Below are 26,460 nucleotides of genomic sequence, written 5' to 3'. Positions count from 1 at the left end.
AGCCATTACTCAGCTTATGAATTGCTTTCACTTTAGCTTCTAAACGAAGTTGCTCCGGTGAAGGGGGTGTATCACTTTTAGCCCAATACTTATAGCTACTGCGGTGTACACTAAACACCTTACACAACACTGTGACAGGGTAACGCTCTCGTTGATTTAACTTCTCAATTAGCGAGAATTGTTCAGCGAGTCGGACATCAAGAGAGCTGTAGCCTTTTTTAGAATGTCCTTTTCTAATTCAATGCGTTGTATTTGCTTTTTGAGTTCTCTGATTTCTATCTGCTCAGGTGTCATTGGTGCTGCTGTTGGGGATTGGCCATTACGTTCTTGTTTAAGCTGATTAACCCATTTACTCACTGTTGATTTACCAACACTCATTGCTTTAGCTGCTTCTTCTTGCGTGTAACCTTGGTCTACTACAAGCTGAGCTGTTTCTAATTTGATTGCCGCAGAATAGGTTGCGCGTTTTAACTTCGTCATTTTTTCACCCAAATTTGTATGCTCAATAGCATAACATTTCTTTCTTAATGGGTGGCCAAATTAACTATGCCACTACAACCACGCGAAGCGGAATTAATTGAATGGGTAGAAGCACGGACTGATATTTCAAACCACGTTAAAAATTTTCATCTGACTCTTCATTTCGAAAATTATCCTGAGCATGTTTTGAACGAATACGGAACACCAACGAGCGATGGATTTGCAATTGATTTATGGACTGGAGATCAGCACTTGTTTTATGCTTCTTGGGTCGATACTAATTCTGCTAACGTATCTATTGAAGACTTCGGTATTTCTAGGACTCATTCATTGCTACATGTGTTCGCAGGCTTATTAGCGATTTTATCTGTTTATTTAATTAGTCAAATAAGAGTGAAAAAAAGCGTTGCGTCAAACAAATACAAACCATGAACTTCTTAGAAACACACTGTTAGCACTTTCGTCGCTGCTGAAGTTCAAACAGCCTTGTACCCTGACTTCGTTTACGTAGGAGACGAGCTAGTTCTTGACTTTGGAGAAGCGTACGAGCAATTGCAGTTGGATAAACTGACAGCAACAGAATCTAATTCACTTGCTGAACTGGACTTATTCTTGGTCAGTCATGCAGGAGAAAAGTTTGTAGAACATTATGTTGATAATGAACTGCTTTCATCTTCTCTGATATGGCAGAAGATAAGAATGCTCGCAGCTAAGGCACTGGATAGTTTCGGCTGGGAATATGTGGAACCTCAAAAATCCGATGCGATTTATATTGGCAATGGAGGGGCCAGTTCTTAGTCGTTTTTGGAGTTGCTACGAGTTTCTTTGTTTGTTGTTCGTTATGTTCCATAAACTGGGCTTGTTGTAGTGGTTCAACCCAATATTTATTGTCAGCTACAAGGTAGAAAACATGAGAATAAATACGATGTTGCTGCATGACGTTTTCGACCTTCCGCCATATACTTCTAAAGTTCTTTTGGCTTGTGCAAACGAATAGTTGAACTGCATCCTCGTACTTACCAGCACTGCCTAGTTGCAAAAAGTGATCAGAAAATCGCCTCTCTTGGTGTGCTCGTTCAGCAAATGAGTAAGCTTTGAACCGTAACGGCGTAGGCCTCTCACATTGTTTTCAATTTCGACCATTATGAACTATGACCTGATGTTCCTAATTGATCAGGCACTTAGAAATTGACTAGAAAACCATGGGAAGTCCAATATATCGGTATGTCATTTGATCTAACTAGCACTGATTATAGATAGTGATGGTATAATGCGACCAATATTAATAAATGTAGTATTGAAAAAGCATTTATAAACACTGATTTTATTAAGAGATAGAAAGTTGGAAGAACTACTACACCCAATTAAGCAATTTTTGCAGTGTGAAACACCTCAGGCTTGGGTTGACGTTGCCGTTGATCCAGAAAATTTATCAATCGTGTTAATTGACCATTTGATCTGTGAGCTAAAAGCAGCCCAATCGGCGATGTTTTTAATTCGCAAGTATGCCGTTGATAAAGACGGTGCAGACGCGTTGCTTGAGTGGTTAAAGCCTTTTGAGACGTTAATTTATAAAAGGGAAGGCGACTGGCGAACGTTACCAGCAAAGAATAAGCTGACCAAATCAGTGATCCCAAAATCTAATTCACCCTATGGGCAAGATTTGATAGATAAAATGGTGATTCTGATCAAAGAAGAGTTACATCATTTCTATCAAGTGCTAGAGATCATGGATGAATATGATGTTGAGTATCGCAGCATTACCCCATGTCGCTACGCCAAGGGCATGCTTCGTCATGTCAAAACGTATGAGCCCGATGCTATGATAGATAAATTGATTTGTGGGGCGTATATTGAAGCGCGCTCATGCGAGCGGTTTGCAAAGTTAGCCCCTCATGTTGATAAACGCCTAGGTGACTTTTATATATCCTTGCTGCGCTCAGAAGCTCGCCATTATCAAGATTATTTAACGCTTGCAGAAGAAATTGCTGGGTGTGATATTTCGGAGCGTGTTAAGTTTTTTGGTGAAGTAGAAGCTGAACTGATTTTATCAGATGACACAGACTTTAAGTTTCATAGTGGAAAGCCTGCATAGGCTTTACCTAATGCACTGGCCTAGCAATATTTAAATATACATTACTGGGTCAGTGAAGACTGATAGTTAGCTTTGAAGCTTGGAACCCTCAAGAACTTGGCCTAGTTCATTAACAACTAAATATGAACTTTGACTATACCAATCACCGAGTACCGTTCGCGTAAACTCTTGGTCATCTGTTTGGCTAGTATGTACACAAGGTCGATGTGTATGCCCATGGATCATATTGCAGACGTTATATTTTTCAAACATGGCTTGTACCGCCTCGCTTGTTACATCTAAAATATCCAAGGCTTTGCCTTTTTGATTTTCTTTACTTTTTTGGCGAGCATTTTTAGCAACTCTACGGCGGTACCACAAAGGGGTTGCTAGAATAAGTTTTGGCCACCACCATCCTCGACTTTTTTTGCGAAAATTCTGATAGGCAATATCTTGAGTACACATTTCATCACCATGCAGTATGACGGTTTTATTTCCATACAAATCAATAACCGCTTGCTCTGGGAGTAACCTAAAATTTGCTTGTTTTGCGTAGCTTTTACCGATTAAGAAATCTCGATTGCCATGTAAAAAGTACACATCAATATTGAGTTCTTTTAAGTTTGTTAGTTTTTCAGCTACCAAATTTGCTAGCGGTGCACGCTCATCATCTCCAATCCAGACCTCAAAAAAATCACCGAGTATATAGAGTGCATCTACGTCAGTGTTCATATGCTCATCAAGAAAAGTAAAGAATGCTTCGGTAATATCTGAACGGTCGTCGCTAAGATGTAGATCTGAAATAAAATAGGTTTTACGCATTGTCTCTCTTAGCTAAAAAGCGGGAGTGATCCCGCTTAAAACTGGATATAAAAATGGGTTAAGCAACAGTCACTTTTTCAATGACAACATCCTCAAGAGGAACATCTTGATGGAAGCCAGAAGAACCCGTTGCAACATTTTTAATTTTTTCTACGATATCCATGCCTTCAACAACTTCAGCAAATACACAGTAACCCCAACCTTGTGAAGTTTCGCTGCTAAAGTTTAGGAAATCATTGTTATTCACATTAATGAAAAACTGTGCAGTCGCTGAATGAGGATCTGGTGTACGCGCCATTGCCAAAGTGCCCGTTTTGTTGCTTAGGCCATTTGTCGCTTCATTTTGTATAGGGGCTTGTACAGACTTTTGTTCCATACCCGGTGTAAAACCACCACCTTGAACCATAAAGCCATCGATTACTCGGTGAAAAATGGTGCCATCATAAAAGCCAGATTTAGCGTAGTTTAAAAAGTTTTCAACAGTTGCTGGTGCTTCATCTGCAAATAGTTTAATGCTGATCTCACCGAAGTTAGTATGTAGAACAACCATGGAGGCTTCCTAATAGTTAATTTTCAAAGAAGGATATTCTATAGCAGAAGTGTCTTGGCTGACAATTTTCAAAGCGTATTTATTGATACTTGATGAAAAAATACACGTAAACTTGGTCATTTGTATTAATTTGGGTATAGAGCAGTGACAGAGCAAGTGTTATCATGGTTCCTCATGTCCATCTTTGTTTAGGAAATCGAACTACATGTTGCAGATATATAATACACTCACACGTCAAAAGACCCCGTTTAAACCCTTAGTCGAAGGCAAAGTCGACATGTATGTGTGTGGTATTACAATTTATGATTTCTGTCATGTGGGGCATGCACGCACTTATGTGTCATTCGATGTTATGAACCGTTATTTACGTCACTTAGGGTACGATGTGACATATGTGCGAAATATTACGGATGTTGATGATAAAATCATTAAGCGTGCCGCTGAAAATAATGAAGACATTAATACATTGACGGTTCGAATGACTAAAGCAATGCATGAAGATTTCGACGCGTTAAATATTTTGCCTGCCGACATCGAACCGACAGTCACCGGCCACATGGAAGAAATCATAGCAATGATCGAGCGCTTGATCACTAAGGGGCATGCATATGTCGCTGAGAGTGGTGATGTGTTATTCGATGTTTCAACGTTTGAACAGTATGGCCAGTTGTCCCAGCAAAACTTAGAAATGTTACAAGCGGGTGCACGCGTCGATGTGGCACAAGATAAAGATGATCCGCTTGACTTTGTCCTTTGGAAAAAAGCGAAGGCGGGTGAGCCTTCATGGACTTCACCGTGGGGTGAGGGTCGACCTGGATGGCACATAGAGTGTAGTGCTATGAGTTCTAAGCACCTAGGTGACTTCTTTGACATTCACGGTGGTGGCTCAGATTTACAATTTCCGCACCATGAAAATGAAATTGCGCAGTCATGCTGTGCGAACGATGGTCGCTATGTAAATACTTGGATCCATACCGGTATGGTGCAGGTGAACAAAGAAAAAATGTCTAAATCATTGGGCAATTTCTTTACCGTAAGAGAAGTACTTAAAAAGTACGACCGTGAAACGGTACGTTACTTTTTAATTAACGGGCAATATCGCAGCCAGCTGAACTATTCTCAAGAAAACTTAGAGCAAGCGCGTGCGTCTTTAGAGCGTATTTATACTGCGCTGCGAGGCGTGGAACCTGTTGAAGTTGCGCTTACGGGAAATAGTTACGTTAATCGTTTTGAATCAGCAATGAATGATGATTTTAATACACCAGAAGCATTACCTGTTATTTTTGAGTTGGCAAAAGAAGTTAATTTGCTAAAAGACAAAGACAGTGAAGCAGCAGCGCAGCATGCCTATATCCTTGTAAAACTGGGTGAAGTACTGGGTATTGCGCAACAAGCACCAGAAGCTTTTTTACAAGGTGAGCAAGATAATGATGAAGTCGCTAAGATTGAAGCGCTCATTGTTGCTCGCAATGAAGCGCGCGCGAGTAAAGATTGGGCTGCGGCTGATGCAGCACGAGATGCCTTAGCGGCATTAGGCGTTGTGCTTGAAGATAGTGCAGGTAAAACGACTTGGCGTAAAGCGTAGTAAACCTAAATAGACTTATGGGTCTAAGTTTCTGACCCTTGTGAACAATCGCGTCGCTTAGACGCGATTTTTGTTTTTAAAAGCACATTATTCTGAAATTCAGTGAAATGGGTTTAGTTTTGTTCAAATTGGCATATGGCTGGCCTTTGTATAGTTGTTTGTCCTCTAAAACAAGTTACTCGTCGATTTATTTGTGTAAACCTCATCATTTAGTGTTAAAAAAATACATATGATAGAAATCTTGCACTAATTAAAAGTAGATTTATAGTTAACCTAGTGTAATTACTTTTAGTTGCGATTCATGGTAGATAATTCTTTAAGCTCAGAGCTAGATCACATTGGTATATTTATAGATAAAATGAATGTGGGTCTGCGGCATTTAAACAGTGCTATTTTTACTTTTCGGACTGTGCCAGGTTTACCAATTGGTGTTCAGTGCTTTGGGCGTAAAAAAAATGTATTTTCGCAAAGCGAAACTTGGCTAGTATGCAAAGAGATTTCTGAGGAAGCACTATCAGGTTGCGATAACCTATCTGTGCAACTCTCTATACCAAGCAGTGAATTTGTACAAACCTTACAAAGCAAAGGCCATAGTGCGTTAATCATGTATATCGTGACGCGTCGTGGGCAACTTATGTCCTTTTTTTTGGACGATGATGAAATAAACCGGGGTTACCTGAGTGCACAAGAAGCCAAGAGTAGAATGATGTCTGATTTGTGTGCGGCCAGAGCATTGATATCGACCGTGATGTATTAAAATAGTTTAAGTGTTACCCAACCATAGAAGGCACCGAGAGGTGCCTTTTTTCTGTTTGGTCAATGACTATTTTGATGCAAAGTCACCACGCGTTGTGGGAAAGGTATTTCAATCTGTGCGTGCTTAATCGCTTTATATACTTGTTGGTTAATAGCCAGTTTTGACTCGATGATTTGTGTGGTGGGCACCCAATATCGATAGCTTATAATAACCGCGCTGTCAGCGAACTTTTCTATGCCAACTTGGGCCTTGGGATTGGTTGCCACGTTAGGGTATGTGGCTAGAACATCTGTAACGACTTCAATTGCGGTGTCCGAGCACGCATGGTAAGCAATTCCGATTTCACCTTTGACGAGTGAATAACGAAAAGAGTTATGTAATATTTCACCGATAATGTGTTTGTTGGGAATGGTGATCTCGACTTGTTCTTCATTGATAAGGACAGTGTGACCTAGTTCAATGATTTTAACTTGCCCACTGACTCCTTTGACGGCAATCGTATCTCCGACGATAAAGGGGCGAGTGGCGATAATAGCAAGACCAGAACCATAGTTCGATAGCATACCTTGCAGTGCTAAACCGGCCCCTAAGGATGCGGCACCAATTGCAGCCACAAAAGGAGTAACACTGATCCCCAGCTTGCCAAGCGATATAATGACAAACATAATGATCAGCAATACTTTAACGACGTTACTGATAAAGTTCGTTAATGTTACGTCAATGTCGTGACGCAACATGAGTTGTTCAACCATTTTCGAGAGCCGGTTAGACAACCAAAGGCCAACGACTAATATGACGATTGCACCGACGACTTGCATACTATAATTAACTAAGTAGTCTCTTATCAATGTAAAGTAGTGCTCAAATTGTTGTATTTCTTGCTCAATCATTAAAAGAGTTCCTCATCGTGTGGAGTTATATCGTAATTGATGTGACTTGGGTGAGCCAACGATATAAGATTGGTACCCAAAGTGCTGTTAACAGTGCGCTAATTGTCATGGCCGCTGAGGCAAATACACCCGTTGTAGGGTGATGCTCTATTGCCGCTGCAGTACCAATCGCATGACATGAGACACCCAGCGCAATCCCTTTCGCTTGATAGCTATGTATTGAACACAGTGAAAGTATAGAAAGACCGAATACACTACCAAATACGCCAATTAAGATCACCATAATTGCCGCGACGGAACTAAGGCCGTTTAAGCTATCAGTGACGATGAGGCTAATGGGGGTTGTTACTGATAATGCAGCTAATGACGCACTTAATTCAGCGGATGCGTTAAAATACCAGCATAAGAAGAAGGCGCATAGTGTAGAGAGACTAATGCCGATAAAGCTGCTAGAGAGCAGTAGCATTAAGTATTCCTTGATATCTTTGAATTGCATGTAAAGCGGGTAGGCCAGCGCTACAACTGCAATTTCTAGTAAAAAACTAATAGGCGCAGTCGCTGATTTATACGTACGGTAATCTACATCAAAAACAATGAGCAATATACAGACAATGGTAATGGTGATGAGTACTGGGTTGACTAGTGGATATCGCCAAGTCTTGTATAAATAACGACACAGAGCAAAAATAGCGATAGTTAACCCCGATCCAATGAGATAATCAATCACGGTGCGTTCCTTGGCTTGCAATATATCCAACACAAATTAGACCGACGGTAGGCACGATAATGAGTACACATAACAATAAGTATGAGTTCTGAGCCAGTAAAGCGGTATATTGCAGAATTCCGACGCCTGCGGGAACAAAAAATAGTGCCATATACTTTAATGTGGGTATTGCAACTGGCGCAATTCGAGTTGGCTGTATGACGTTAAAGTACAGTAAACCTATTAAAATTAGCATGGCAAGTAATGGTGAGGGGATCGTCAGATCAAAAAGAGCAACGATAAACTTTGCGCTATATAAACAGCTTACGAGAAGTAAAAATGCTAGGCTGATCTGACATGTTTGTTTGACCACAATACTACCGTTATTTGTTTTAAAAAATAAGCATAACGAACTCTGTATTTATTCGCTATGGGACTAATTTACCACTTGCTGCGATCTGCGTAGGGCTTTGCTTGTTCAGCTAATGCATTGTGCATAGCTACTCGGGTATTTTTGTTAAGTAGCAAGCGTATTTGACACCAGGTTTCTTGCCACAGCACTTGACGTCGATTGGCTGAATAGGCTCGATTATTGACTCTTTTTATCGCTGCGAGTGCATCAGGTGAGCGAGTTAGCAATGTATCTAGTAAGCTTTGTACAGCGTGTTTTGTATCAGTATGAACATCGCTTATTAACCCATACTCTTTTGCGGTATCTGCATTAATCGGGGTGCCTTGTGAAGTGAGCAACCATAATTTATCTTGTGGTATAAGAGCGGGTAATAGCACCCCAGTGCCCATATCCGGGCAAAGGCCCCATTTAGATTCCATGATAGCCAATTTCGCATCCGCAGTGGCAATACGATAATCTGCACCGATGGCGATGTGCAAACCGGCCCCAAAGCAATGACCATTGATGACGGCAATGACAGGCACTGGAAGTGTTTTCCACGCTAACGTAACGCGTTGTACAAGATTAGGGTTGCCTGGCAGCCATTTAAATAGCAATTGAAAAATGGCGAGGGGTTTTTTCACTATAGACTTAACATCTAAGCCGGAACAAAAGTGCTCACCTGCGCCCGATACAATAACGGCCCGTATTTGGGTGTTTTTACGAAGTGTTTTAATGATTTTATCAAGTTCATGAAACATCGCTAAATGCAGCGCATTTTGCTTTTCTGGGCGGTTTAATGTTACCCATGCAATATTATTTTTGATTTCTAACGTAACCATTTCCGTGCCCATTAATTGTAAACTTTTCAATGTTATTAGTGGTTATACTCTACAGCCGCGACGTTCATCAAGGAATTTTGATAATTTAACCGATCTTGATAGCCAATAAATTTATGGTTTTGGTATGATAGGCGTCTAGCTTAAATAATGAGAACGTCACTATGTCTGCTCGCCTTTCTAGCGTTGAAGAGATCACCCATCAAGCCTATGATATTTTTTTGCAGTTAGCACCAGAAAACTTATCTGATCTGGATATTCAACAATTTAATGAACACCATGGCGAATACGGTTTTATCGAAGACAGTGAGCCTGATGATGATTGGCAGCAATTTGTGTCTTTAGAAATTGAACCAGAGCATTTTGTGCAGGTGGTCATTGGTATTGAATACGAAGATGGCGATGAGGTTTTTGCTCGTATCTTAATTAGCAGAGATTTAGATGCGCCATTTTGTCATGTCCTTTGGAAGCCTTCAGAAGAACAATAGAAAAATAACAATAAATTAGCAGAGTAGAAAAATTAATATTGTGTCTTACCTAAAATTAGCAGTGGGCAGCTGCTTGAGTATTTTTAGTAGTGTCTCGTGGGCAGTAGACCCATTTGAAGATTTTCACCAATATGGTGAGTTATCAGATGAGGAAATACATCAACTTCATGCAGGAGAAATCCTATATGGTGATATTGAGTTTGGGTTTATTGCGAATAACGGCAACACGAAAAGTACCGCCTTTAAACTGAAAAGTAATTTATATCAGGATTTTGAACATTGGCGAAACCAATTCAAGATAGATAGTTTATACAAAGAAGAAACAGACGCGAACACTGATGACTCTGACGTATCAGCCTCTCGTTATTATATTTCGGCACAGGGTAATTATAAAGTTGGCCGTGACAATGAATCGTTGTTTATTTACGGCGATTACAATGATGATAAGTTCAGTGGTAAAGCTTATACCGCAACCATCGCTCTAGGCTATGGTAACCGATTATTCGAAGGAGAAAAAAATACGGTTGATTTTGATATTGGGCCGGGGCTTTATATATCAAAAACAGACCGCGATGTTGAATTAGCCACTGGTGTTAAACGCACCCAAGAAGGGCAGCTTTTAAGGTTAGCGCTACAATGGGAGCGAATTGTTTCGAAACAAACAAGGTTTAATCAAGATGTCAGTATTGAAAAGTCATTATCGGGATTAAGCAGTCGTGTTTTTAGTGAGACGGCCTTAGTGAGCCAAGTAATGGGTGGGGTATCATTAAAGGTATCTTATACGTATCGATATAACTCACATCCGGAAGAAAATAAAAAGAAGGTAGATACAGAGTTAGGTGCTACTTTAGTTTACAGCTTTTAATAGGGGTTATGATGTATCAACATACGCAATTTGCATGGGCTATTTGGGCCATACTGGCGTGGATTGCCACGTTTCTGGTTATGGCAATTGTGCTCAGTGGTAGTAATGCTGCAATATTATTGTTTGCCGGCATTTTGCTGCTAGTCGCGGTGCTATTTTATGGTTTGACGATTAAAGTCGATACTCAGTCAAAACAGTTTACATGGTGGCTTGGTCCTGGTTTGATCAAAAAAACACTGTCTTTTGATGAGATCACCGCAGTTAGGGCGGTAAAAAACTCATTGCGTCATGGCATTGGTATGAAAATAACCAATGATGGATGGGTATATTCAGTTTCAGGTTTTAGTGCAGTGGAGATCACATTACAAGATGGCATGAAATATAGAGTAGGAACTAATGATCAAGCTGGTGTACTGAAAGCGCTCACGGGTGAAGTCATGATTGAAGAGGCCAGCAGTGCAGAAGTAGAAAAGAGCACATTAGAGCCAACAAAGAAGCGCAAGAAAGGCGCATTTGATTTAGATTAACGGGTTTTAGTCATCATAAAAAAAACGCTCACGATTGTGAGCGTTTTTTACAAGTTTTTAGCTGTAATAAACGGTTATTAGTGCTCGTGGCCACAACCGCCTTCAGTATGTACGTGGCCATGGCTAAGTTCGTCTTCCGTCGCATCACGTACTTCTAAAATTTCTACATCGAAATGCAATGTGATCCCTGACAGAGGGTGATTTCCATCAACGATGACTTCTTCATCTTGAATATCGATGATCATAACCATTTGGTCACCGTCATCAGTGGATGCTCTAAACTGCATACCAACATCAATTTCCATACCGTCAAACATCGATTTTGGTACTGCTTGCATTAACTCGTCATGGCGCTCACCGTAGCCCTGTGCGGGTTCAACGGTCACACTTAATGTGTCTCCGGCGCTTTTGTCGATGATGGCATCTTCTAAACCGGGGATCAAATACCCAGTACCAATGATGAATAATAGTGGTTCACCATCAAATGAATTATCAATAGTGTTTTTGTCATTATCGAGTACTGAATAATGCATTTTCACTACTTTGTTTGGTGCGATTTTCATAATTTTTCCCGTTTATTTATCATCATCTAGCGAATATGGCAGAGGTAGTATTGACATGGATACCTCAGGTGAATGCTTTGCTCGTAATAGTGACGTGTTGTCTGTGTCATTGGGTAATACGGCTAATGCACTGTATGTGTGCGTTTTGGAATTATAGACTTGATGGGCCACTTTGCCTGCTCGACGCCAATTATCTCCCAGCTGTATTTCTACATCAGTCTCGGTAATTGGTGTGCTGCTTTGCCCTTGCAATATATACATGGCACGTTTGTTTTTACCAAGGTAGCGCATACGGGCGACGGTTTCTTGCCCGGTATAGCAGCCTTTTTTAAAGCTGATCCCACCAAGCGCTTGTAAGTTGATCATCTGTGGCACAAACTCTTCAATTGTTTCTGCGCTAAGCTGTGGCTCCCCAGCTAAAATAGATGCTTCAGAGAAAAGACTGTGATCAGGCGCTAATTCAATCTCTGCTGGTAATGTAAAATGTTCGTCTACGTATAATATAATTCGTTGTTCATCTAAGCGCAGCGCTTTATAGCCTGAAAAGTCACACGCATTGGTGTCTGCAAAGTTTAAACCGAGTAATTGGCAGGTAAGGGTGTGGTCGTCACTTAGTAGCCCGATGATGCGCGGGGCGTCTATGTGCGCTATATCCACTTTAGCGAAAACACCGTATTTTTTTAACTCCCTTGCAGACGCCGCTACTTCATTGCTTGAACCCATCATGAAGAATTGTTCATTGTGCTTGAAGACTTGAAATGCGCCCCAAAGTTTACCTTTTGGGCTACAGTGGCCAGCCCATAAAAATTGTGTATCAGTAACTAGGTTCATATCTTGTGTCAATTGGCCATGAAGATAGCTAAGCTGCTCTTCCCCAGTGATAGAAATCAGCTGATAAGGCAACTGAAAAGCGCGTACGAGCGACATAATATTGATCCCTATAGAGTAAGTGTCGTAATAATAACGTATATCGTCAGCGTCATAAACGGATGGTTATGATTTAACGACAGATATAAGGCTTTATTCGGTGATTTAAAGTAAAGCGGTGTATTTATCGAGGTATGGTAAGATATAATCTTACCAAGATAGGTGATAAAAAATAACTTTTTTAGGGGTAGTTGATGGCTGAGCTTTTTTCAAAATCTCGCACAAAATGGGCATGCCGTCGCGGTATGCTGGAACTTGATGTGCTACTTGGGCCATTTGTAGATGAGGCATATGATGCGTTATCTGAGCATCATAAACTCGTATTTCAGCGTCTAGTTGAAATGGAAGATCCAGACCTATTTGCTTGGTTTATGGGCCATGAGCAGTGTCCTGATGCAGAGTTAAACTCTATGGTGCAGTTGATCCTTGATAGAGTCCGCGTATAGGCTAGAAGTTAAAAATAATGTGATAGACCATAAGGTGATTATGGTCTTCTTTGCATGCATTGGATTTTTATTTATACTGATATTTCCGAGTGTGGCAGTCACGATGGTTAACATATTATGCTCTCTAGTCGGGTATCTGCTCAGCATACGAGCGATAAGGCGTATGTCATTGCCAAATGGGGTGATCAACCTCAGTACCTCTAAGAATTATTTATGTTGGCAAACTGACGCTTTGGTGATTGAGGGTCAAATAAGAAAAGCAACGCTGTATTTTAATTGGTTGGTGCTTGATGTTAGCCAGTTTGATAAAACACATACAATAATATTTGTTCAATCAGCTATGACGACACAGTCTTGGCGTAGACTGTGTCGGGTTAGCTTAAACCCACCTAGTTAACCTCAGCTCTGGATAAGCGAATTTGCCCAATAAAGCTATTTTTCTCATTCTCGGCGTTGCTTTCATTTGTAATAGCCCGCTATTACTGCATAAAAGCGCCTTGATATTGAGTGAAATATCATCATTGGATTGTACGTAAGTGTGTTTTCAAAACATTTTCTATTCCAAAACCTTTATCCAAACCTGAGGTTAGTTAGGGCGTAGTATTGTGGGTTTAGGATTATCGCTGTGTTCAGGGTAGTCTAATGTGTAGTGCAAGCCTCGGCTCTCTTTGCGCTCTAGTGCACTACGAATAATAAGCTCTGCAACTTGTACTAAGTTTCTTAGTTCTAGCAAGTTATTACTTACTCTAAAATTAGCATAATATTCGTGGATCTCTTGTTTCAAAAGCTCAACTCTGCGCAAGGCACGCTCTAAGCGTTTAGTTGAACGAACAATTCCAACATAATCCCACATGAACAGCCTTAACTCATGCCAGTTATGGGTGATCACCACTTCTTCATCTGAATTGCTGACTCTACTTTCATCCCACTCGGGCAATGCAGGTGGTATTGGCATCGCTTCTATTTTAGTTAAAATATCTTTTGCAGCAGCATGGGCAAACACAATACATTCCAGTAGTGAGTTACTCGCCATACGATTTGCCCCATGCAAGCCTGTGTAAGCAACTTCACCGACAGCATATAAGTTATGCAAATCTGTGGTGCCATTAAAATCGGTGATCACACCGCCACAGGTATAGTGTGCAGCAGGCACAACTGGGATAGCTTCTTTTGTAATATCTAAGCCAACACTTAAACATTTTGCATATATAGTGGGGAAGTGTTCAAGAATAAAGTCTTTCTCTTTGTGAGAAATATCTAGGTAGACACAATTCGCACCTAAGCGTTTCATTTCATAGTCGATGGCTCTTGCTACCACATCTCTGGGGGCAAGCTCTTCTCGCTCGTCAAAATCGGGCATAAAACGCGTGCCATCTGGGCGTTTGAGTAGTGCGCCTTCACCGCGCATGGCTTCAGTGATAAGAAAGTTCTGTAATTCTGGGTGGTATAAGCTGGTTGGATGAAATTGATTAAACTCCATATTCGCGACTCGACAACCTGCTCGCCACGCCATAGCAATGCCATCACCACTAGATACATCAGGATTGGAGGTATAAAGGTATACTTTGCTCGCCCCCCCTGTCGCCAATGCCACAAACTTAGCTGATATAGTCTCAACTTGCTCAGCACGGCGATTGTAAATGTATATACCATCGACTTGTTTGTTACTTGTTTTGCTGGTGATCAAGTCAATGGCATTATATTGCTCAAAAACACGAATATTTGCATGGCCTAGCACCTGACTAACGAGGGTTGTTTGTACCGCTTTTCCTGTCGCATCTGCGGTATGTAGAATACGACGATGACTATGACCACCTTCACGCGTTAGATGAAATCGCTCTTTGCCTTTACTGTCAAATTCCATATCAAATGGCACACCTTGTTCAATGAGCCACTTCAAACAGTTTTTTGCGTTACTTGCAGTATAATGTACGGCTTCTCTGTCACACAATCCTGCACCAGCGGCCAGAGTGTCGTCAACGTGAGATTCAATACTGTCATTTTTCTTATCGAAAACCGCGGCAATGCCACCTTGAGCATACAAGGTTGAGCCTTCTTTTAATGCGCCTTTACTCACGACAGTTACATGGCAGTGGTTGGCCAATGATAAAGCTAAGCTTAAGCCTGCTGCGCCGCTGCCAATTACAACAACGTCAGTGCTATGATGTTTCAATTGTTTCATGTTTAATGATCTTCGCTTTTTCTATGCGTTTCATTCAGCTATATGTACCATATCTGCTATGATACAACTAACTCGACGCTATTACTGAATAATTTTTATCAATAGTTAGCGCTGATATATACGTCTAGACGTGTTAATTAGGCTTATTTTAAAAAAAATATAAAAAAAACAGAACTTTTTATTTATTACTTAGTCAGAGTAGCTGTAAATGATGGCAATAATGATTAAGTGATAAATTATAACAATGAGGAGTACCGGCTCGAATGAGCGAGCAGGAATTGGATTTAGAACTGGTTAAGCGGGTTCAGCAAGGAGATAAAAACGCCTTCAACCTTTTAGTTGCCAAATATCAGAATAAAGTAGCAGCCTTGATTTCACGTTATGTGTCTAATCATGGTGATATAGCCGATGTGGCTCAAGAAGCATTTATTAAAGCATATCGTGCATTGCCTAATTTTAGGGGTGACAGTGCTTTTTACACATGGCTATATAGAATCGCTGTTAATTGTTCAAAGAATTACTTGGTATCTCAAGGGCGTAAGCCGCCAGCCAATGATGTCGATGCTGAAGAAGCCGAGTTTTATGACGGCGCAGAGCAACTTCGCTCAAATGCATCACCAGAGAATTTGTTGTTAAGTGAAGAAGTTAAATCGGTGATATATCAAACTATCGACGGTTTACCAGATGACTTAAAAACCGCAATTACCTTACGAGAAATTGAAGGTATGAGCTATGAAGAAATTGCTGTGATCATGGATTGCCCTGTTGGAACAGTTCGCTCACGGATCTTTAGAGCTCGAGAAGCGATAGACAATAATTTAAACCCATTAATAGGTGAATCCTAACATGACAAAAGTTAACCACATTGCATCGCGTCAAGAAGTAACGTCTCGAGTGCTAGATGGGGACCTACCGTCGGACGAGTTATCTTTGGATAACCTTGATGAAAAAACGTTCACGCGTTATGCGCAGATTGGCGATGTAATGCGTGAGAAACATCAAGGCGGAATCAATATTGATATAACCGCGAGTGTAGCTGCTGCCTTAGAGCATGAACCTTGCCACAACTTACCCGCTTCTAATGAAGTCAATGTACAAGACAACGGCACTAAAGTGGTTAGTATGAGCGCTTGGAAAAAGCCTTTGTCACAAATGGCCATTGCCGCAAGTGTCGCATTAGTTGCGATAGTTGGCGTAAACACAATGCCGCAACCAGCAGGGTCGCATAGTGATAATGTACCGGTGTTGCAGTCAATTCCTCTTGCTGGTGGCGTTTCGCCTGTGAGTTTTTCGTCTGAACAGCCTGCGTTAGAAAATGCAGAAAAAGGGCTTCGGGAATTACAACAACAGCGAATTGGTGCGTTAGTTTTAGAACACCAAAGACAATCAAGAGTTGCTTATGCGCTGCAAAAGCAGGCACAATTAGCCCCCAAAGAGCCTGAGGAAAAGAAATAATTAAATGAGACTTATCGCCTGTATTTTAGGTTTGTTTTTTGCATTTGCCGTTCAAGCCAGCGATGTAATGACAGCAAAGCAGCTTTTACAAAATATGGCAAAAGCTGTACACACAAGAAATTTTGATGCGTCGTTTGTTGTGTTAAAAGGTAAGGGAATGGAACCTTACAGATGGGTTCATGCTAAGCAAGATGATACAGAGTTAGAACTATTGAGCTTGCTCAACGGTGCAGGTTTAGAAATGGTCAGGGTCAATGACCGTGTGACTTACTTTGAACCTCAGTCATCCGCGTATTCGATCAGTACTGATTCTATTGCAGGGCCTATTCCAGAAGTGTTGTTTAAAGATGTCACCTCTCTTTTAAGCAATTATGACTTTGTGTTGGGTGGTAAAGGGCGTATTGCAGGTAGACCATCACAATTGGTGCGTATAGAGTCGAAAGACGACAGTAAATATAACTATTGGCTTTGGATTGATACGCAATCATCGCTGTTGTTAAAAGCAGCTTATGTGAATCAACAAGGTGAGTTACTAGAGCAACTGCAGCTCACTCATATTAGTGTAACACCAGAGCCCGCGGCTCAATTATTAGAGTTACAACAAAGAGACTTTCCCGCGCCGTTGCCCATGCAGACGTCACTTGAACGTGACAACATTACCAATAATTGGCAAGTAGCTTGGTTACCTCAAGGGTTTGACTTATTAAAATCTGACCGTCATAAATTAGACTTAAATAATGAACTAGCAGATTACTATTTGTATTCAGATGGGTTAGTTGATATTTCTGTTTTTGTACAACGCCCATTGCCTGGGGCAAGGCCAAGTGGCGCGCTTTCATCGGGTGCAACGACAGTCTATGTGCATAATTCAGGTGCATTTGATGTCTCTGTAGTGGGTAATGTTCCAGCACTCACGGCAAAGAAAATTGCTGAGTCTGTTAAGCGGCCATTATGATAGAGCAAACGCTGCAGGTGGTGTCCGTGAAGGGCACTACTGTACAATTAAAAGCTGAACAAAAGCCGGCGTGTGAGGGCTGCAATGGTAAATGTGGCTCACAGGTCTTTAGTAAGTTGTTTGGCACCCACAAAAAAACCTTTTCTATTAATATTGACCAAGCCGTTCAAATTGGACAAAAAGTGCGTTTGTCATTAGACGATAGCCATATTGTGCGTAATGCTTTTTTTGTTTATATGTTGCCCCTATTGGGTGCTTTTATTGCTATGTTTGCGAGTGCATTATTACTTAATTTGCCCGAATTATGGCAGATATTTGCTGCAATTCTTGGTGGTGTTACGGGGTTTTTTATTGCGAAGCACAGCGTAAAAAGCCTGAAACATGATGTCAATTTGGTGAAAGTTTACCCAATTAGCCTTCCGCTGACGCAAATAGATGGTGATTGTGGCAAATAAAAGGTAAAATCGCGCCTTTAATATAAACCATGACTTACAGAAGTTTAGAATCCAGTATATGAAGCATATCCGTAACTTTTCTATCATCGCCCACATCGACCACGGCAAATCAACGCTTTCAGACCGTCTGATCCATGTCTGCGGTGGCCTTACTGACCGTGAAATGCAACAGCAAGTGCTGGATTCGATGGACATCGAACGTGAGCGCGGCATTACCATCAAAGCGCAAAGTGTAACGTTAAATTATACTGCCAAAGATGGTGAAACTTACATGTTGAACTTTATCGACACGCCAGGGCACGTTGATTTCACGTATGAAGTGTCTCGTTCTCTTGCCGCGTGCGAAGGTGCGTTACTTGTTGTTGATGCAGGGCAAGGCGTTGAAGCTCAAACGCTTGCAAACTGTTATACCGCCATCGAAATGGATTTAGAAGTCATTCCGATTTTGAACAAAATCGATTTACCTCAGGCCGATCCACTGCGCGTGGCAGAAGAGATAGAAGATATCGTTGGTATTGATGCATTAGACGCTGTGCAGTGTAGCGCTAAAACAGGTATTGGTATTGATGAGGTGTTAGAGAATATCGTACGCGATGTACCGCCACCTGAAGGTGATACAGATGCGCCACTTCAAGCGCTTATCATTGACTCATGGTTTGACCCATATCAAGGCGTTGTATCACTTGTACGTATTAAGCATGGTGAATTGCGTAAAGGTGATAAGATAAAAATCATGTCGACGGATCAAACACACATAGTTGATCATGTTGGTATATTTACGCCAAAACAAACGAATACCGGTGTTTTGAAAACGGGTGAAGTTGGGTTTGTGATTGCGGGTATCAAAGATATCCATGGTGCGCCAGTGGGTGACACAATTACATTAACGCAAAATTCAGCTGCTGAACGTCTACCTGGTTTCCAACGGGTAAAACCTCAAGTTTATGCAGGAATGTTCCCAATATCATCTGATGATTATGAAGCATTTCGTGATGCTTTAAATAAGTTAAGCCTAAACGATGCGTCGTTATTTTTTGAACCAGAAAGCTCAACAGCGTTAGGTTTTGGCTTTCGAGTTGGCTTCTTAGGTATGCTCCACATGGAAATTATCCAAGAACGACTCGAGCGTGAATACGATATGGATTTAATTACTTCCGCGCCAACAGTAATTTATGAGATAGTGACAAAGGATGGTACTATTCAAATAGATAATCCTTCTGACTTACCTGCTGTGAACGACATTATTGAAATGCGTGAACCAATGGTTGAAGCCAATATCTTAGTGCCACAAGAATATTTAGGTAATGTTATTACCTTGTGCGTAGACAAACGCGGCATGCAAACGAAGATGGCTTATCATGGTAAGCAAGTCGCGGTGACTTATGAGTTACCTATGGCTGAAGTGGTGATGGATTTCTTTGATAAGCTAAAATCGACCAGTCGAGGCTTTGCTTCACTAGATTATAATTTCAAGCGTTTCCAAGTATCTGACATGGTTCGAGTAGATATATTGATTAACGGCGACAGAGTAGATGCCTTAGCGATCATTGTACACCGTGATGGTGCGCAATCTCGAGGGCGACAGCTTGCAGAAGCGCTTAAAGAGCTCATTCCTCGCCAAATGTTTGATATTGCAATTCAAGCAGCAATTGGTGCGCATGTTATCGCAAGAACCACGGTTAAACAGTTGCGTAAAAATGTAATCGCAAAGTGTTATGGTGGTGATGTGAGTCGTAAGAAAAAGTTACTTCAAAAACAAAAAGATGGTAAAAAGCGCATGAAACAGTTAGGTAATGTAGAAGTACCTCAAGATGCGTTCTTAGCCATATTAAAAGTAGGCAAATAACAGGAATTTTTTAGATGGCTGGCTATTTTTCAGTATTATTGGTGTTAATAACACTGGGTTCAGGGCTTATTTGGCTGCTTGACCACTTTATGTATGCACTAAAAAGAAAAGAGCGCATAGCGCTTGCACAGGGAAGCAGTGAAACGCCATTGGCAGAGGATGTTATCTCTGAAATAGCGCCAGAGCCGGCGATTGTCGAAGGCGCTAAGTCAATTTTTCCAATGATTGCCGCCATCACGATATTCCGTTCTTTTATTTTTGAACCATTTCAGATCCCGTCAGGATCCATGATGCCAACATTGCTTGATGGCGATTTTATCTTGGTACAAAAATTTACATATGGGATTAAAGACCCAGTTTGGCGCTCTCAATTGGTCGAAGTTGGAGAGCCTGAGCGTGGCGATGTCACGGTGTTTAAGTTCCCGCTTGATGAGAGAATCGACTTTATAAAGCGCATTGTTGGTTTACCTGGAGACCGCATTGTTTATCGCAATCGCCAATTATATATCCAACCAAATTGTACTGAGGGGCAAACTCAACAAGGCAATTTAGTGTGTGGTGAGTATAATAAGATTAAGTTAGATATTGTAAATCGCGACGAATACAAGCAAGGGTCGATGCAGCTGGTACGTTTGACAGAGAATTTACCAGGCGTCGGGCACGATATATTAATTAATCCACAGGCATTGGAACAAACAGAGCGGTATTACCAGCAACAGGGCACTCGTAGAGATGAGTGGGTGGTGCCTGAAGATAGTTACTTTGCAATGGGTGACAATCGAAATAACAGTCAAGACAGCCGTATGTGGGGCTTTGTACCTAAGGCAAACTTAGTCGGTAAAGCCGTCTTTATTTGGATGAGTTTTGAATTTGATAATGGCCCAGATAGCCTTTTACCAGGCTGGGTTCCAACTGGTGTTCGTTTTGAGCGCCTAGGTAATATTCAGTAGCAATGAAAAGAAACGTAGCAGAATTATATAGTAAGATAGGATATCAGTTTACTAACGAGGCATTACTTGAGCAGGCCATGACACATCGTAGTCATAAAGGTCAGCACAACGAGCGCTTAGAGTTTCTCGGCGACTCAATTTTAAGCTTTGTTATCGCTAATGCCCTATACGAGCAGTTCCCAAAAGCACGCGAAGGTGACTTGAGCCGTATGCGCTCAACCTTGGTTCGTGGCCAAACTCTGGCAGAGTTTGGTGTGGAGTTTAACTTAGGTGACTATCTAAGGTTGGGTCCTGGTGAATTAAAAAGTGGTGGTTTCCGTCGAGAATCAACACTTGCAGATGCAGTAGAAGCAATTATAGGCGCGGTCTTTTTAGACTCGGATATAAATGAGTGTAGTGATCTTATTTTACGTTGGTATCAGTCTCGGTTAGATGCAATTTCACCTGGACACAACCAAAAAGATCCTAAAACGCTCTTACAAGAGTACTTACAAGCACGCAAGCTTCCTTTACCTGGATACACGGTCATAGACACAAAAGGCCAAGCACACAATCAAACATTCACGGTTGAATGTATTGTTGAAGGGATGGATAGCATTATTTCAATCGGTAGCTCACGTCGTAAGGCGGAACAAAAAGCTGCTGAGAAAGCATTGAAGATCATAAAAAATGACGCCTAATACGCACTGTGGCATGATTGCCATTGTTGGTCGCCCGAATGTGGGAAAATCAACACTACTAAACCAAATTGTTGAGCAAAAAGTGAGTATTACCTCACGAAAACCTCAAACTACTCGCCACCGTATCATGGGTATTCATACTGAAGATAACTATCAAGCTGTTTATGTTGATACTCCTGGGCTTCATATCGAAGAAAAGCGTGCCATAAATCGGTTAATGAACCGTGCTGCATCTAGTTCTATCGGTGATGTGGAGTTGATCATCTTTGTTTTAGAGGGAACGCTCTGGAACGCAGATGATGAAATGGTTTTAAAGAAGGTTATGGGCAGCGGTCGCCCTGTTTTGGCAGTAATGAACAAGGTGGACCAAGTTAAAGATCATGAACTTGTGTTACCGCATATGCAATGGCTTAGTGAACAAGGCGATTTTGCCGGTATTATTCCTGTTTCTGCGAAACAAGGAAAGAATATTGATATGGTAAAAGAAGAAGTACGTAAACGTTTACCTGAGTCGGAGTTTTATTTTCCAGAAGATTATGTCACAGATAGGTCAATGCGCTTTTTAGCCGCAGAAGTGGTCCGTGAAAAGTTAATGCGCTTTATGGGTGACGAGTTACCTTATTCCGTGACTGTAGAAATTGAGCAGTTCAAATGGCAAGATAATGGTGTATGGCAAATTAATGCACTTATCTTAGTTGAACGTGAAACGCAAAAGCGTATGGTTATCGGTAACAAAGGCGAAAAACTCAAAGTTATTGGTCGTGAGGCGCGTAAAGATTTAGAAGAAATGCTTGATAATAAAGTATTTTTAGAGCTTTGGGTTAAAGTTAAATCTGGATGGGCTGACGATGAACGTGCATTGCGTAGCTTAGGTTACGGAGAAGAATGATTGCATAGCGACTTTCGACAAGCATATTTATTGCATCGGCGTCCATATAGTGACTCCCAATTGATGTTAAATATGCTTGTTGACGGTATAGGTCATCTTACAATGCTTGCTCGAATTAAGGGTAAGCAGTCATTAAAGCACAACGCCCACCTACAGCCATTTGGCCTGTTATTATCGAATTATGCTGGTCGATACGATTTAAAATATCTTAATAAGTTTGAACTCTCTGCGTCGCCCTTACAACTAACAGGCAAGCGCTTGTATTGTGGTTTTTATCTGAATGAACTCACCTATCGTGCAGTGCCATGTAATGAGCCCTTAGAGGGAATGTTTGAATTATATCAGTCACATTTACGTGCATTAGAACAATGTCATGACGTTGAGCCTGTATTGCGCAGTTATGAATTTCAATTGCTCAGTATGCTGGGGTTTGGCTTAGAATTTGATTATGATGCGAATGGTGAACCGATTAAGGCAAGTTATACGTATCAATATGTTTCTGAGTTAGGGTTCGTTCGTACTGATCAACCTGAGCTTGGTTTTGCTGGCTCGATATTGTTAGCCATGGCTGAACATGATTTTACGAAACCCGCAGTTAGGCGGTCAGCCAAACATTTAAGTCGCTATTTACTAAAACCGCTATTAGGACATAAGGCTCTAAAAAGCCGAGAACTTTTTATATCAAGGTAAGAGAATGAAAGATATTTTATTAGGCGTAAACGTTGATCACATTGCGACATTGCGCCAAGCTCGTGGCACCAGCTACCCAGATCCGGCGCATGCTGCCGCTGTTGCAGAGCATGCGGGCGCTGATGGTATAACCATTCATCTGCGTGAAGATCGTCGTCATATTCAAGATCGAGATGTATATGTGCTGGCAAAAACCATTCAAACACGTATGAATCTTGAAATTGCTGTTACTGACGAGATGATAGATATTGCCTTAGACGTTAAACCAGCCTACGTATGCTTGGTACCAGAAAAACGTGAAGAGCTGACTACTGAAGGCGGTTTAGATGTATTGGGTAATCTGCAAAAGATAACCGATGCGACAACAAAACTGACACAAGCTGGGATCAAGGTATCTTTATTCATTGATGCGGATAAAGCACAAATTGATGCTGCTAAGCAAACTGGTGCGCCTTATATCGAGATCCACACTGGGGCGTATGCCGATGCTGAAACAGAAGATGAGCAATTGGCTGAACTAGCGCGGATCCGTGAAGGGGTACAGTACGCTGCTGCGCAGGGGATCATCGTTAATGCAGGACATGGTTTGCATTACCATAATGTAAAACCAATTGCTCAAATGCCTGAAATTTATGAGCTTAATATTGGCCATGCGATTATTGCCAGAGCGGCGATTGATGGACTTGAAAAAGCCATACGAGATATGAAACGCTTGATGATAGAAGCACGCCAAGCTTAATTACTTTGATTCTTTTAACAATAAAGCCGACACAATGTCGGCTTTGTTGTTTTTATTGTAAAGGTACTTTAAGTGATCCCTCAATAGTTTTAGTTCATTCTAAGGCTTCTAAAGCAGCCTTAACCGCTTTCATATATTGCGGGTCTGCCTTGTCAAATTGCTCAAGCATGCGTTGTTGAATATGCTCATTTGCCGCACTGAGTCCGCCAGCTATATTTGTTGCCACTTGCAACTGATGCTCTGCGCTCATTAGCCTGAATAAATCACCCGCTTGCGTGTAGTAGTCTTCATGGTCTTGGCTATGGGGCTTGATCCATGCATTCTGTGCTAATGGCATCGGCGGCTCTGCAGTGGTAATGTCAGGGCTAGGAGCACCAGTATCTGTTCTGTCATTTGGGTAAAAATTAGCGCTATTTTTACCGTTCTGGACATTGCCAGAAAATGGGCACACGCCAGCAAAGACTCCATCGCGTTGATAGTTATTAACTGGGCATTTTGGTGCATTAACCGGTATTTGGTTAACATTCGCTCCAACACGATATCTATGCGCATCTTGATAAGCGATTAACCGTGCTTGCAGCATTTTATCAGGTGATGCGCCAATACCTGGAACCAAGTTGCTTGGTGCAAATGCAGCTTGTTCAGTTTCCGCAAAGTAATTGCCTACATTTCTGTTTAGCTCTAACGTACCAATATTAATTAAAGGGACTTCTTTGTGTGGCCAAATTTTAGTGAGGTCAAACGGGTTAATCGACAATGTTTTTGCCTGAGCTTCACTGATGATTTGAAGCTTGACACTCCAGCGCGGGAAGTCGCCTTGTTCAATGGCAGCAACTAAGTCTTGTTGTGCGCCAAAAGCTGGGTATTTGTGGGCATCATCGCTGTGCACTGTCTCAATACCTTGCTGTGTTTTTAAGTGCCACTTTACCCAAAATCGTTCACCTGCTTGATTCCAAAAACTCAAGGTATGCGAACCAAACCCGTGCATATGCCGGTAGCTCAATGGGATCCCTCTATCTGACATTAAAATAGTCATTTGGTGCAACGATTGTGGGTGATTAGCCCAAAACTCAAACATTGCAGCAGGATCTGGTAAATTGGTTTGTGGATTTTTTTTCTGAGAGTGAACAAAGTCTGGAAACTTTATCGGATCATTAAGAAAAAATACCGGTGTATTGTTACCAACAAGGTCAAAGTTGCCCTGTTCGGTGTAAAATTTCACCGCAAAACCACGAGGATCTCGAGCATAGTCACTAGAATCTTGGCCACCACCTACAGTCGAAAACCGAACAAACACTTCTGTTTGCTGACCTGCTTTTTGTAAGAAGTGAGCAATACTATAGTCAGTCAATGATGTGTTGAGGGTAAATGTGCCATAAGCACCTGTGCCACGTGCGTGAACGACTCGTTCAGGTAATCGCTCTCGGTTAAAATGCGCTAGCTTTTCAAACAATCGAAAATTATCAAAGGTGAGTGAGCCTTGCTCACCGGCAGAAATACTGTTGTTGTCATCTGCAATTGGAGCGCCTGCCGACGTTGTAAGCGTAGTTTTCATAATGCCTCCGCAATATTTAATTTCAAGGAACGGGTTTAAACAGGCCAATAGGCCAGCAAGTCGTGGCAGCAACATAGCTATTTAGATAGAGCTGGTAGTGGACCACGTAGATAAGTATAGATAACGTTTTTAAATCTTAAAAATGATATGAATAACTTGCATCAATCAATTTATCCGATGGGTTGTTGTGTCATTTTGTTATTCTGAGACGTAAGGAGCGGAGACTGCTCCAAAGTTTCTTGATAAACTGACCCTATTTTGAAGCAGCCTTCACATAAATCTATGGCACCGTGGCAATCCTCTTTTATAAAAATACATACATTAACTGACAGTTATCTTTCGGATGCAGAGCCAATAGTTCAGTGGGTAAAAGCAGAATATGAAAAAATGATGGGTTTACCTTTTTGCTTAGGGCTAAACGGGGCGCAGGGCAGTGGTAAGTCAACATTAGCGGCATACTTAGCAGCTGCGCTTGGGAATGACGGGATTAGCGTGGCTGTTGTCTCAATAGATGATTTCTATTTATCACCAGAAGAACGGCAGATGTTGGCTACAAACCAACACCCAATGCTAAAAACCCGAGGTGTGCCAGGGACACACTCTATTTTACAGGCAATCGATGTCGTTGAATCATTTAAAGCACAGCGTAAATTTATACTGCCACGATTTGATAAATCTCAGGATAAACCATTTAAATCGCAATATTGGCAAAAAGTTGAGACGCCACCAGATATTCTTATTCTTGAAGGGTGGTGCATTGGCTTAAAACCAGAGCCCAATGCACGCTTACAAAGTCCAGTAAATAGCTTAGAAGCCAAGTACGATAGTTCAGGTACTTATCGGCACTATGTCAACAATTGCTTAGCACAAGATTATCAACAGTTGTTTTCATTATTCGACAAATTAATATATTTGAATGTACAAGCATTTGATAGGGTCTACCAATGGCGACTACAGCAGGAAAGACAACTTAAGATGAGGCTTGGTGAGGGAATGAATGACCATGAAGTCGCTGAATTTATTCAATACTTTGAACGTTTGACTGTGTGGGGGCTTACGTCATTACCAAAGCAGAGTGATGTAACCATTTTCGTAAATGAAGCACATCGTTTTGTTATTGAGTAATACAGCATGTAGTGAGGATGCCTATCACA

General features: G+C 41.3%; 31 protein-coding genes and 1 pseudogene. 21 read left to right on the top strand and 11 right to left on the bottom strand.

All coding sequences use genetic code 11. The annotated features are described in order from the left end of the window. Positions 1-480: pseudogene (locus BGP78_RS11210) on the bottom strand (transposase); the annotation flags it as partial. 66 nt (positions 481-546) lie between these two features. Here BGP78_RS11210 and BGP78_RS11205 point away from each other — a divergent pair. From BGP78_RS11205 to miaE, 3 genes are all read left to right on the top strand, one after another. Then, on the top strand, positions 547-912 hold the full coding sequence (locus tag BGP78_RS11205) for a hypothetical protein (RefSeq protein WP_119861470.1): 366 nt from the start codon (positions 547-549) through the stop codon (positions 910-912). A gap of 126 nt (positions 913-1,038) precedes the next feature. After that, positions 1,039-1,278, top strand: coding sequence for a hypothetical protein (locus tag BGP78_RS11200; RefSeq protein ID WP_147386076.1), 240 nt, complete (start codon positions 1,039-1,041; stop codon positions 1,276-1,278). 544 nt (positions 1,279-1,822) lie between these two features. Further along, positions 1,823-2,575 carry a tRNA isopentenyl-2-thiomethyl-A-37 hydroxylase MiaE gene (miaE, locus tag BGP78_RS11195; protein ID WP_119861468.1) on the top strand — a complete coding sequence of 251 codons (753 nt, stop codon included), beginning with the start codon at positions 1,823-1,825 and terminating at the stop codon, positions 2,573-2,575. Between the two features lie 66 nt (positions 2,576-2,641). Here miaE and lpxH read toward each other — a convergent pair whose 3' ends face one another. Both lpxH and ppiB read right to left on the bottom strand, forming a co-directional pair. Further along, positions 2,642-3,376 carry a UDP-2,3-diacylglucosamine diphosphatase gene (lpxH, locus tag BGP78_RS11190; RefSeq protein ID WP_119861467.1) on the bottom strand — a complete coding sequence of 245 codons (735 nt, stop codon included), beginning with the start codon at positions 3,374-3,376 and terminating at the stop codon, positions 2,642-2,644. Positions 3,377-3,434: 58 nt separating this feature from the next. Next, positions 3,435-3,926 carry a peptidylprolyl isomerase B gene (gene ppiB, locus BGP78_RS11185; protein WP_119861466.1) on the bottom strand — a complete coding sequence of 164 codons (492 nt, stop codon included), beginning with the start codon at positions 3,924-3,926 and terminating at the stop codon, positions 3,435-3,437. Positions 3,927-4,131: 205 nt separating this feature from the next. On the opposite strand from ppiB, the gene cysS reads away from it, so the two are divergent. Then, the gene (cysS, locus tag BGP78_RS11180) at positions 4,132-5,511 is read left to right on the top strand and encodes a cysteine--tRNA ligase (RefSeq protein WP_119861465.1); all 1,380 of its coding nucleotides are present in this window, start codon (positions 4,132-4,134) and stop codon (positions 5,509-5,511) included. 301 nt (positions 5,512-5,812) lie between these two features. Next, positions 5,813-6,268 (top strand): hypothetical protein, encoded by a 456-nt coding sequence (locus BGP78_RS11175; RefSeq protein WP_119861464.1) that lies wholly within the window; start codon positions 5,813-5,815, stop codon positions 6,266-6,268. Positions 6,269-6,327: 59 nt separating this feature from the next. Here BGP78_RS11175 and BGP78_RS11170 read toward each other — a convergent pair whose 3' ends face one another. The 4 genes from BGP78_RS11170 to BGP78_RS11155 form a co-directional block, all read right to left on the bottom strand. After that, positions 6,328-7,158 carry a mechanosensitive ion channel family protein gene (locus BGP78_RS11170; protein WP_119861463.1) on the bottom strand — a complete coding sequence of 277 codons (831 nt, stop codon included), beginning with the start codon at positions 7,156-7,158 and terminating at the stop codon, positions 6,328-6,330. Between the two features lie 25 nt (positions 7,159-7,183). Beyond that, the gene (locus BGP78_RS11165; protein WP_119861462.1) at positions 7,184-7,885 is read right to left on the bottom strand and encodes an LrgB family protein; all 702 of its coding nucleotides are present in this window, start codon (positions 7,883-7,885) and stop codon (positions 7,184-7,186) included. Then, complete coding sequence (locus BGP78_RS11160; protein ID WP_182912276.1) at positions 7,878-8,237, bottom strand: CidA/LrgA family protein; 360 nt, start codon at positions 8,235-8,237, stop codon at positions 7,878-7,880. The genes BGP78_RS11165 and BGP78_RS11160 overlap by 8 nt, the downstream gene beginning before the upstream one ends. Before the next feature lie 68 nt (positions 8,238-8,305). Next, entirely contained in the window at positions 8,306-9,097 is a 792-nt protein-coding gene (locus tag BGP78_RS11155; protein ID WP_119861477.1) for a crotonase/enoyl-CoA hydratase family protein, read from the bottom strand. A gap of 161 nt (positions 9,098-9,258) precedes the next feature. Between BGP78_RS11155 and BGP78_RS11150 the strand changes: the two genes are divergently transcribed. The 3 genes from BGP78_RS11150 to BGP78_RS11140 all read left to right on the top strand — a co-directional run bounded on the left by BGP78_RS11150 (position 9,259) and on the right by BGP78_RS11140 (position 10,974). Continuing rightward, the gene (locus BGP78_RS11150) at positions 9,259-9,582 is read left to right on the top strand and encodes an HI1450 family dsDNA-mimic protein (RefSeq protein ID WP_119861460.1); all 324 of its coding nucleotides are present in this window, start codon (positions 9,259-9,261) and stop codon (positions 9,580-9,582) included. 73 nt (positions 9,583-9,655) lie between these two features. Beyond that, positions 9,656-10,447 carry a YdiY family protein gene (locus BGP78_RS11145; RefSeq protein WP_404936041.1) on the top strand — a complete coding sequence of 264 codons (792 nt, stop codon included), beginning with the start codon at positions 9,656-9,658 and terminating at the stop codon, positions 10,445-10,447. A gap of 8 nt (positions 10,448-10,455) precedes the next feature. Beyond that, entirely contained in the window at positions 10,456-10,974 is a 519-nt protein-coding gene (locus BGP78_RS11140) for a hypothetical protein (protein WP_259386298.1), read from the top strand. A 77-nt stretch (positions 10,975-11,051) separates the two neighbouring features. Here the strand turns inward: BGP78_RS11140 and BGP78_RS11135 are convergent, their stop codons facing one another. Together BGP78_RS11135 and BGP78_RS11130 are read right to left on the bottom strand one after the other, a co-directional pair. Then, positions 11,052-11,537, bottom strand: a complete 486-nt coding sequence (locus BGP78_RS11135; RefSeq protein ID WP_119861457.1) for a peptidylprolyl isomerase — start codon at positions 11,535-11,537, stop codon at positions 11,052-11,054. Positions 11,538-11,549: 12 nt separating this feature from the next. Next, the gene (locus BGP78_RS11130; protein ID WP_119861456.1) at positions 11,550-12,464 is read right to left on the bottom strand and encodes a folate-binding protein YgfZ; all 915 of its coding nucleotides are present in this window, start codon (positions 12,462-12,464) and stop codon (positions 11,550-11,552) included. A gap of 194 nt (positions 12,465-12,658) precedes the next feature. On the opposite strand from BGP78_RS11130, the gene BGP78_RS11125 reads away from it, so the two are divergent. Together BGP78_RS11125 and BGP78_RS11120 are read left to right on the top strand one after the other, a co-directional pair. Next, positions 12,659-12,910, top strand: coding sequence for a succinate dehydrogenase assembly factor 2 (locus tag BGP78_RS11125; RefSeq protein WP_119861455.1), 252 nt, complete (start codon positions 12,659-12,661; stop codon positions 12,908-12,910). Between the two features lie 40 nt (positions 12,911-12,950). Further along, positions 12,951-13,307, top strand: coding sequence for a protein YgfX (locus BGP78_RS11120; RefSeq protein ID WP_310732133.1), 357 nt, complete (start codon positions 12,951-12,953; stop codon positions 13,305-13,307). Between the two features lie 189 nt (positions 13,308-13,496). Here BGP78_RS11120 and nadB read toward each other — a convergent pair whose 3' ends face one another. Continuing rightward, positions 13,497-15,092 carry an L-aspartate oxidase gene (gene nadB, locus BGP78_RS11115; protein WP_119861453.1) on the bottom strand — a complete coding sequence of 532 codons (1,596 nt, stop codon included), beginning with the start codon at positions 15,090-15,092 and terminating at the stop codon, positions 13,497-13,499. 263 nt (positions 15,093-15,355) lie between these two features. Here nadB and rpoE point away from each other — a divergent pair, with 263 nt between their 5' ends. Genes rpoE through pdxJ form a run of 10 tightly spaced genes read left to right on the top strand, consistent with a single transcriptional unit; the run spans position 15,356 to position 23,751 of the window. Then, on the top strand, positions 15,356-15,937 hold the full coding sequence (rpoE, locus tag BGP78_RS11110; RefSeq protein WP_119861452.1) for an RNA polymerase sigma factor RpoE: 582 nt from the start codon (positions 15,356-15,358) through the stop codon (positions 15,935-15,937). Between the two features lies 1 nt (position 15,938). Beyond that, on the top strand, positions 15,939-16,547 hold the full coding sequence (locus BGP78_RS11105; RefSeq protein ID WP_119861451.1) for a sigma-E factor negative regulatory protein: 609 nt from the start codon (positions 15,939-15,941) through the stop codon (positions 16,545-16,547). A gap of 4 nt (positions 16,548-16,551) precedes the next feature. Further along, complete coding sequence (locus BGP78_RS11100) at positions 16,552-17,502, top strand: MucB/RseB C-terminal domain-containing protein (protein WP_119861450.1); 951 nt, start codon at positions 16,552-16,554, stop codon at positions 17,500-17,502. Continuing rightward, complete coding sequence (locus BGP78_RS11095; RefSeq protein WP_119861449.1) at positions 17,499-17,957, top strand: SoxR reducing system RseC family protein; 459 nt, start codon at positions 17,499-17,501, stop codon at positions 17,955-17,957. The genes BGP78_RS11100 and BGP78_RS11095 overlap by 4 nt, the downstream gene beginning before the upstream one ends. Positions 17,958-18,015: 58 nt before the next feature. After that, positions 18,016-19,803: a translation elongation factor 4 gene (lepA, locus tag BGP78_RS11090; RefSeq protein ID WP_119861448.1), complete on the top strand. Its 1,788-nt coding sequence runs from the start codon at positions 18,016-18,018 to the stop codon at positions 19,801-19,803. A gap of 14 nt (positions 19,804-19,817) precedes the next feature. Continuing rightward, positions 19,818-20,753 (top strand): signal peptidase I, encoded by a 936-nt coding sequence (gene lepB / locus BGP78_RS11085; RefSeq protein ID WP_119861447.1) that lies wholly within the window; start codon positions 19,818-19,820, stop codon positions 20,751-20,753. A gap of 2 nt (positions 20,754-20,755) precedes the next feature. After that, entirely contained in the window at positions 20,756-21,433 is a 678-nt protein-coding gene (rnc, locus tag BGP78_RS11080) for a ribonuclease III (RefSeq protein WP_119861446.1), read from the top strand. Next, on the top strand, positions 21,423-22,322 hold the full coding sequence (gene era / locus BGP78_RS11075; RefSeq protein WP_119861445.1) for a GTPase Era: 900 nt from the start codon (positions 21,423-21,425) through the stop codon (positions 22,320-22,322). Before rnc ends, era begins: the two co-directional genes overlap by 11 nt. Next, positions 22,323-23,012, top strand: a complete 690-nt coding sequence (gene recO / locus BGP78_RS11070; protein WP_119861444.1) for a DNA repair protein RecO — start codon at positions 22,323-22,325, stop codon at positions 23,010-23,012. 4 nt (positions 23,013-23,016) lie between these two features. Beyond that, on the top strand, positions 23,017-23,751 hold the full coding sequence (pdxJ, locus tag BGP78_RS11065; protein WP_119861443.1) for a pyridoxine 5'-phosphate synthase: 735 nt from the start codon (positions 23,017-23,019) through the stop codon (positions 23,749-23,751). 94 nt (positions 23,752-23,845) lie between these two features. On the opposite strand, the gene BGP78_RS11060 is transcribed toward pdxJ, so the two are convergent. Further along, positions 23,846-25,306 carry a catalase gene (locus BGP78_RS11060; protein ID WP_182912274.1) on the bottom strand — a complete coding sequence of 487 codons (1,461 nt, stop codon included), beginning with the start codon at positions 25,304-25,306 and terminating at the stop codon, positions 23,846-23,848. A 258-nt stretch (positions 25,307-25,564) separates the two neighbouring features. Here BGP78_RS11060 and BGP78_RS11055 point away from each other — a divergent pair, with 258 nt between their 5' ends. Next, the gene (locus BGP78_RS11055) at positions 25,565-26,431 is read left to right on the top strand and encodes a kinase (RefSeq protein ID WP_259386296.1); all 867 of its coding nucleotides are present in this window, start codon (positions 25,565-25,567) and stop codon (positions 26,429-26,431) included. Positions 26,432-26,460: the final 29 nt, after the last annotated feature.

It is taken from the genome of Pseudoalteromonas sp. MSK9-3, assembly GCF_003590335.1.
Classification (GTDB): domain Bacteria; phylum Pseudomonadota; class Gammaproteobacteria; order Enterobacterales; family Alteromonadaceae; genus Pseudoalteromonas.
The sequence above is the reverse complement of the archived record's forward strand: the minus strand, read 5'-3'. Positions and strand labels throughout refer to the sequence as shown.

Bases quoted from the DNA above. Each gene is read 5' to 3' on its own strand.
- BGP78_RS11205 (WP_119861470.1), top strand. From the start codon at position 547: ATGCCACTACAACCACGCGAAGCGGAATTAATTGAATGGGTAGAAGCA.
- lpxH (WP_119861467.1), bottom strand. From the start codon at position 3,376: ATGCGTAAAACCTATTTTATTTCAGATCTACATCTTAGCGACGACCGT.
- ppiB (WP_119861466.1), bottom strand. From the start codon at position 3,926: ATGGTTGTTCTACATACTAACTTCGGTGAGATCAGCATTAAACTATTT.
- cysS (WP_119861465.1), top strand. From the start codon at position 4,132: ATGTTGCAGATATATAATACACTCACACGTCAAAAGACCCCGTTTAAA.
- BGP78_RS11175 (WP_119861464.1), top strand. From the start codon at position 5,813: ATGGTAGATAATTCTTTAAGCTCAGAGCTAGATCACATTGGTATATTT.
- BGP78_RS11170 (WP_119861463.1), bottom strand. From the start codon at position 7,158: ATGATTGAGCAAGAAATACAACAATTTGAGCACTACTTTACATTGATA.
- BGP78_RS11155 (WP_119861477.1), bottom strand. From the start codon at position 9,097: ATGGTTACGTTAGAAATCAAAAATAATATTGCATGGGTAACATTAAAC.
- BGP78_RS11150 (WP_119861460.1), top strand. From the start codon at position 9,259: ATGTCTGCTCGCCTTTCTAGCGTTGAAGAGATCACCCATCAAGCCTAT.
- BGP78_RS11140 (WP_259386298.1), top strand. From the start codon at position 10,456: ATGATGTATCAACATACGCAATTTGCATGGGCTATTTGGGCCATACTG.
- BGP78_RS11135 (WP_119861457.1), bottom strand. From the start codon at position 11,537: ATGAAAATCGCACCAAACAAAGTAGTGAAAATGCATTATTCAGTACTC.
- BGP78_RS11130 (WP_119861456.1), bottom strand. From the start codon at position 12,464: ATGTCGCTCGTACGCGCTTTTCAGTTGCCTTATCAGCTGATTTCTATC.
- BGP78_RS11125 (WP_119861455.1), top strand. From the start codon at position 12,659: ATGGCTGAGCTTTTTTCAAAATCTCGCACAAAATGGGCATGCCGTCGC.
- BGP78_RS11120 (WP_310732133.1), top strand. From the start codon at position 12,951: ATGGTCTTCTTTGCATGCATTGGATTTTTATTTATACTGATATTTCCG.
- nadB (WP_119861453.1), bottom strand. From the start codon at position 15,092: ATGAAACAATTGAAACATCATAGCACTGACGTTGTTGTAATTGGCAGC.
- rpoE (WP_119861452.1), top strand. From the start codon at position 15,356: ATGAGCGAGCAGGAATTGGATTTAGAACTGGTTAAGCGGGTTCAGCAA.
- BGP78_RS11105 (WP_119861451.1), top strand. From the start codon at position 15,939: ATGACAAAAGTTAACCACATTGCATCGCGTCAAGAAGTAACGTCTCGA.
- BGP78_RS11100 (WP_119861450.1), top strand. From the start codon at position 16,552: ATGAGACTTATCGCCTGTATTTTAGGTTTGTTTTTTGCATTTGCCGTT.
- BGP78_RS11095 (WP_119861449.1), top strand. From the start codon at position 17,499: ATGATAGAGCAAACGCTGCAGGTGGTGTCCGTGAAGGGCACTACTGTA.
- lepA (WP_119861448.1), top strand. From the start codon at position 18,016: ATGAAGCATATCCGTAACTTTTCTATCATCGCCCACATCGACCACGGC.
- lepB (WP_119861447.1), top strand. From the start codon at position 19,818: ATGGCTGGCTATTTTTCAGTATTATTGGTGTTAATAACACTGGGTTCA.
- rnc (WP_119861446.1), top strand. From the start codon at position 20,756: ATGAAAAGAAACGTAGCAGAATTATATAGTAAGATAGGATATCAGTTT.
- era (WP_119861445.1), top strand. From the start codon at position 21,423: ATGACGCCTAATACGCACTGTGGCATGATTGCCATTGTTGGTCGCCCG.
- pdxJ (WP_119861443.1), top strand. From the start codon at position 23,017: ATGAAAGATATTTTATTAGGCGTAAACGTTGATCACATTGCGACATTG.
- BGP78_RS11060 (WP_182912274.1), bottom strand. From the start codon at position 25,306: ATGAAAACTACGCTTACAACGTCGGCAGGCGCTCCAATTGCAGATGAC.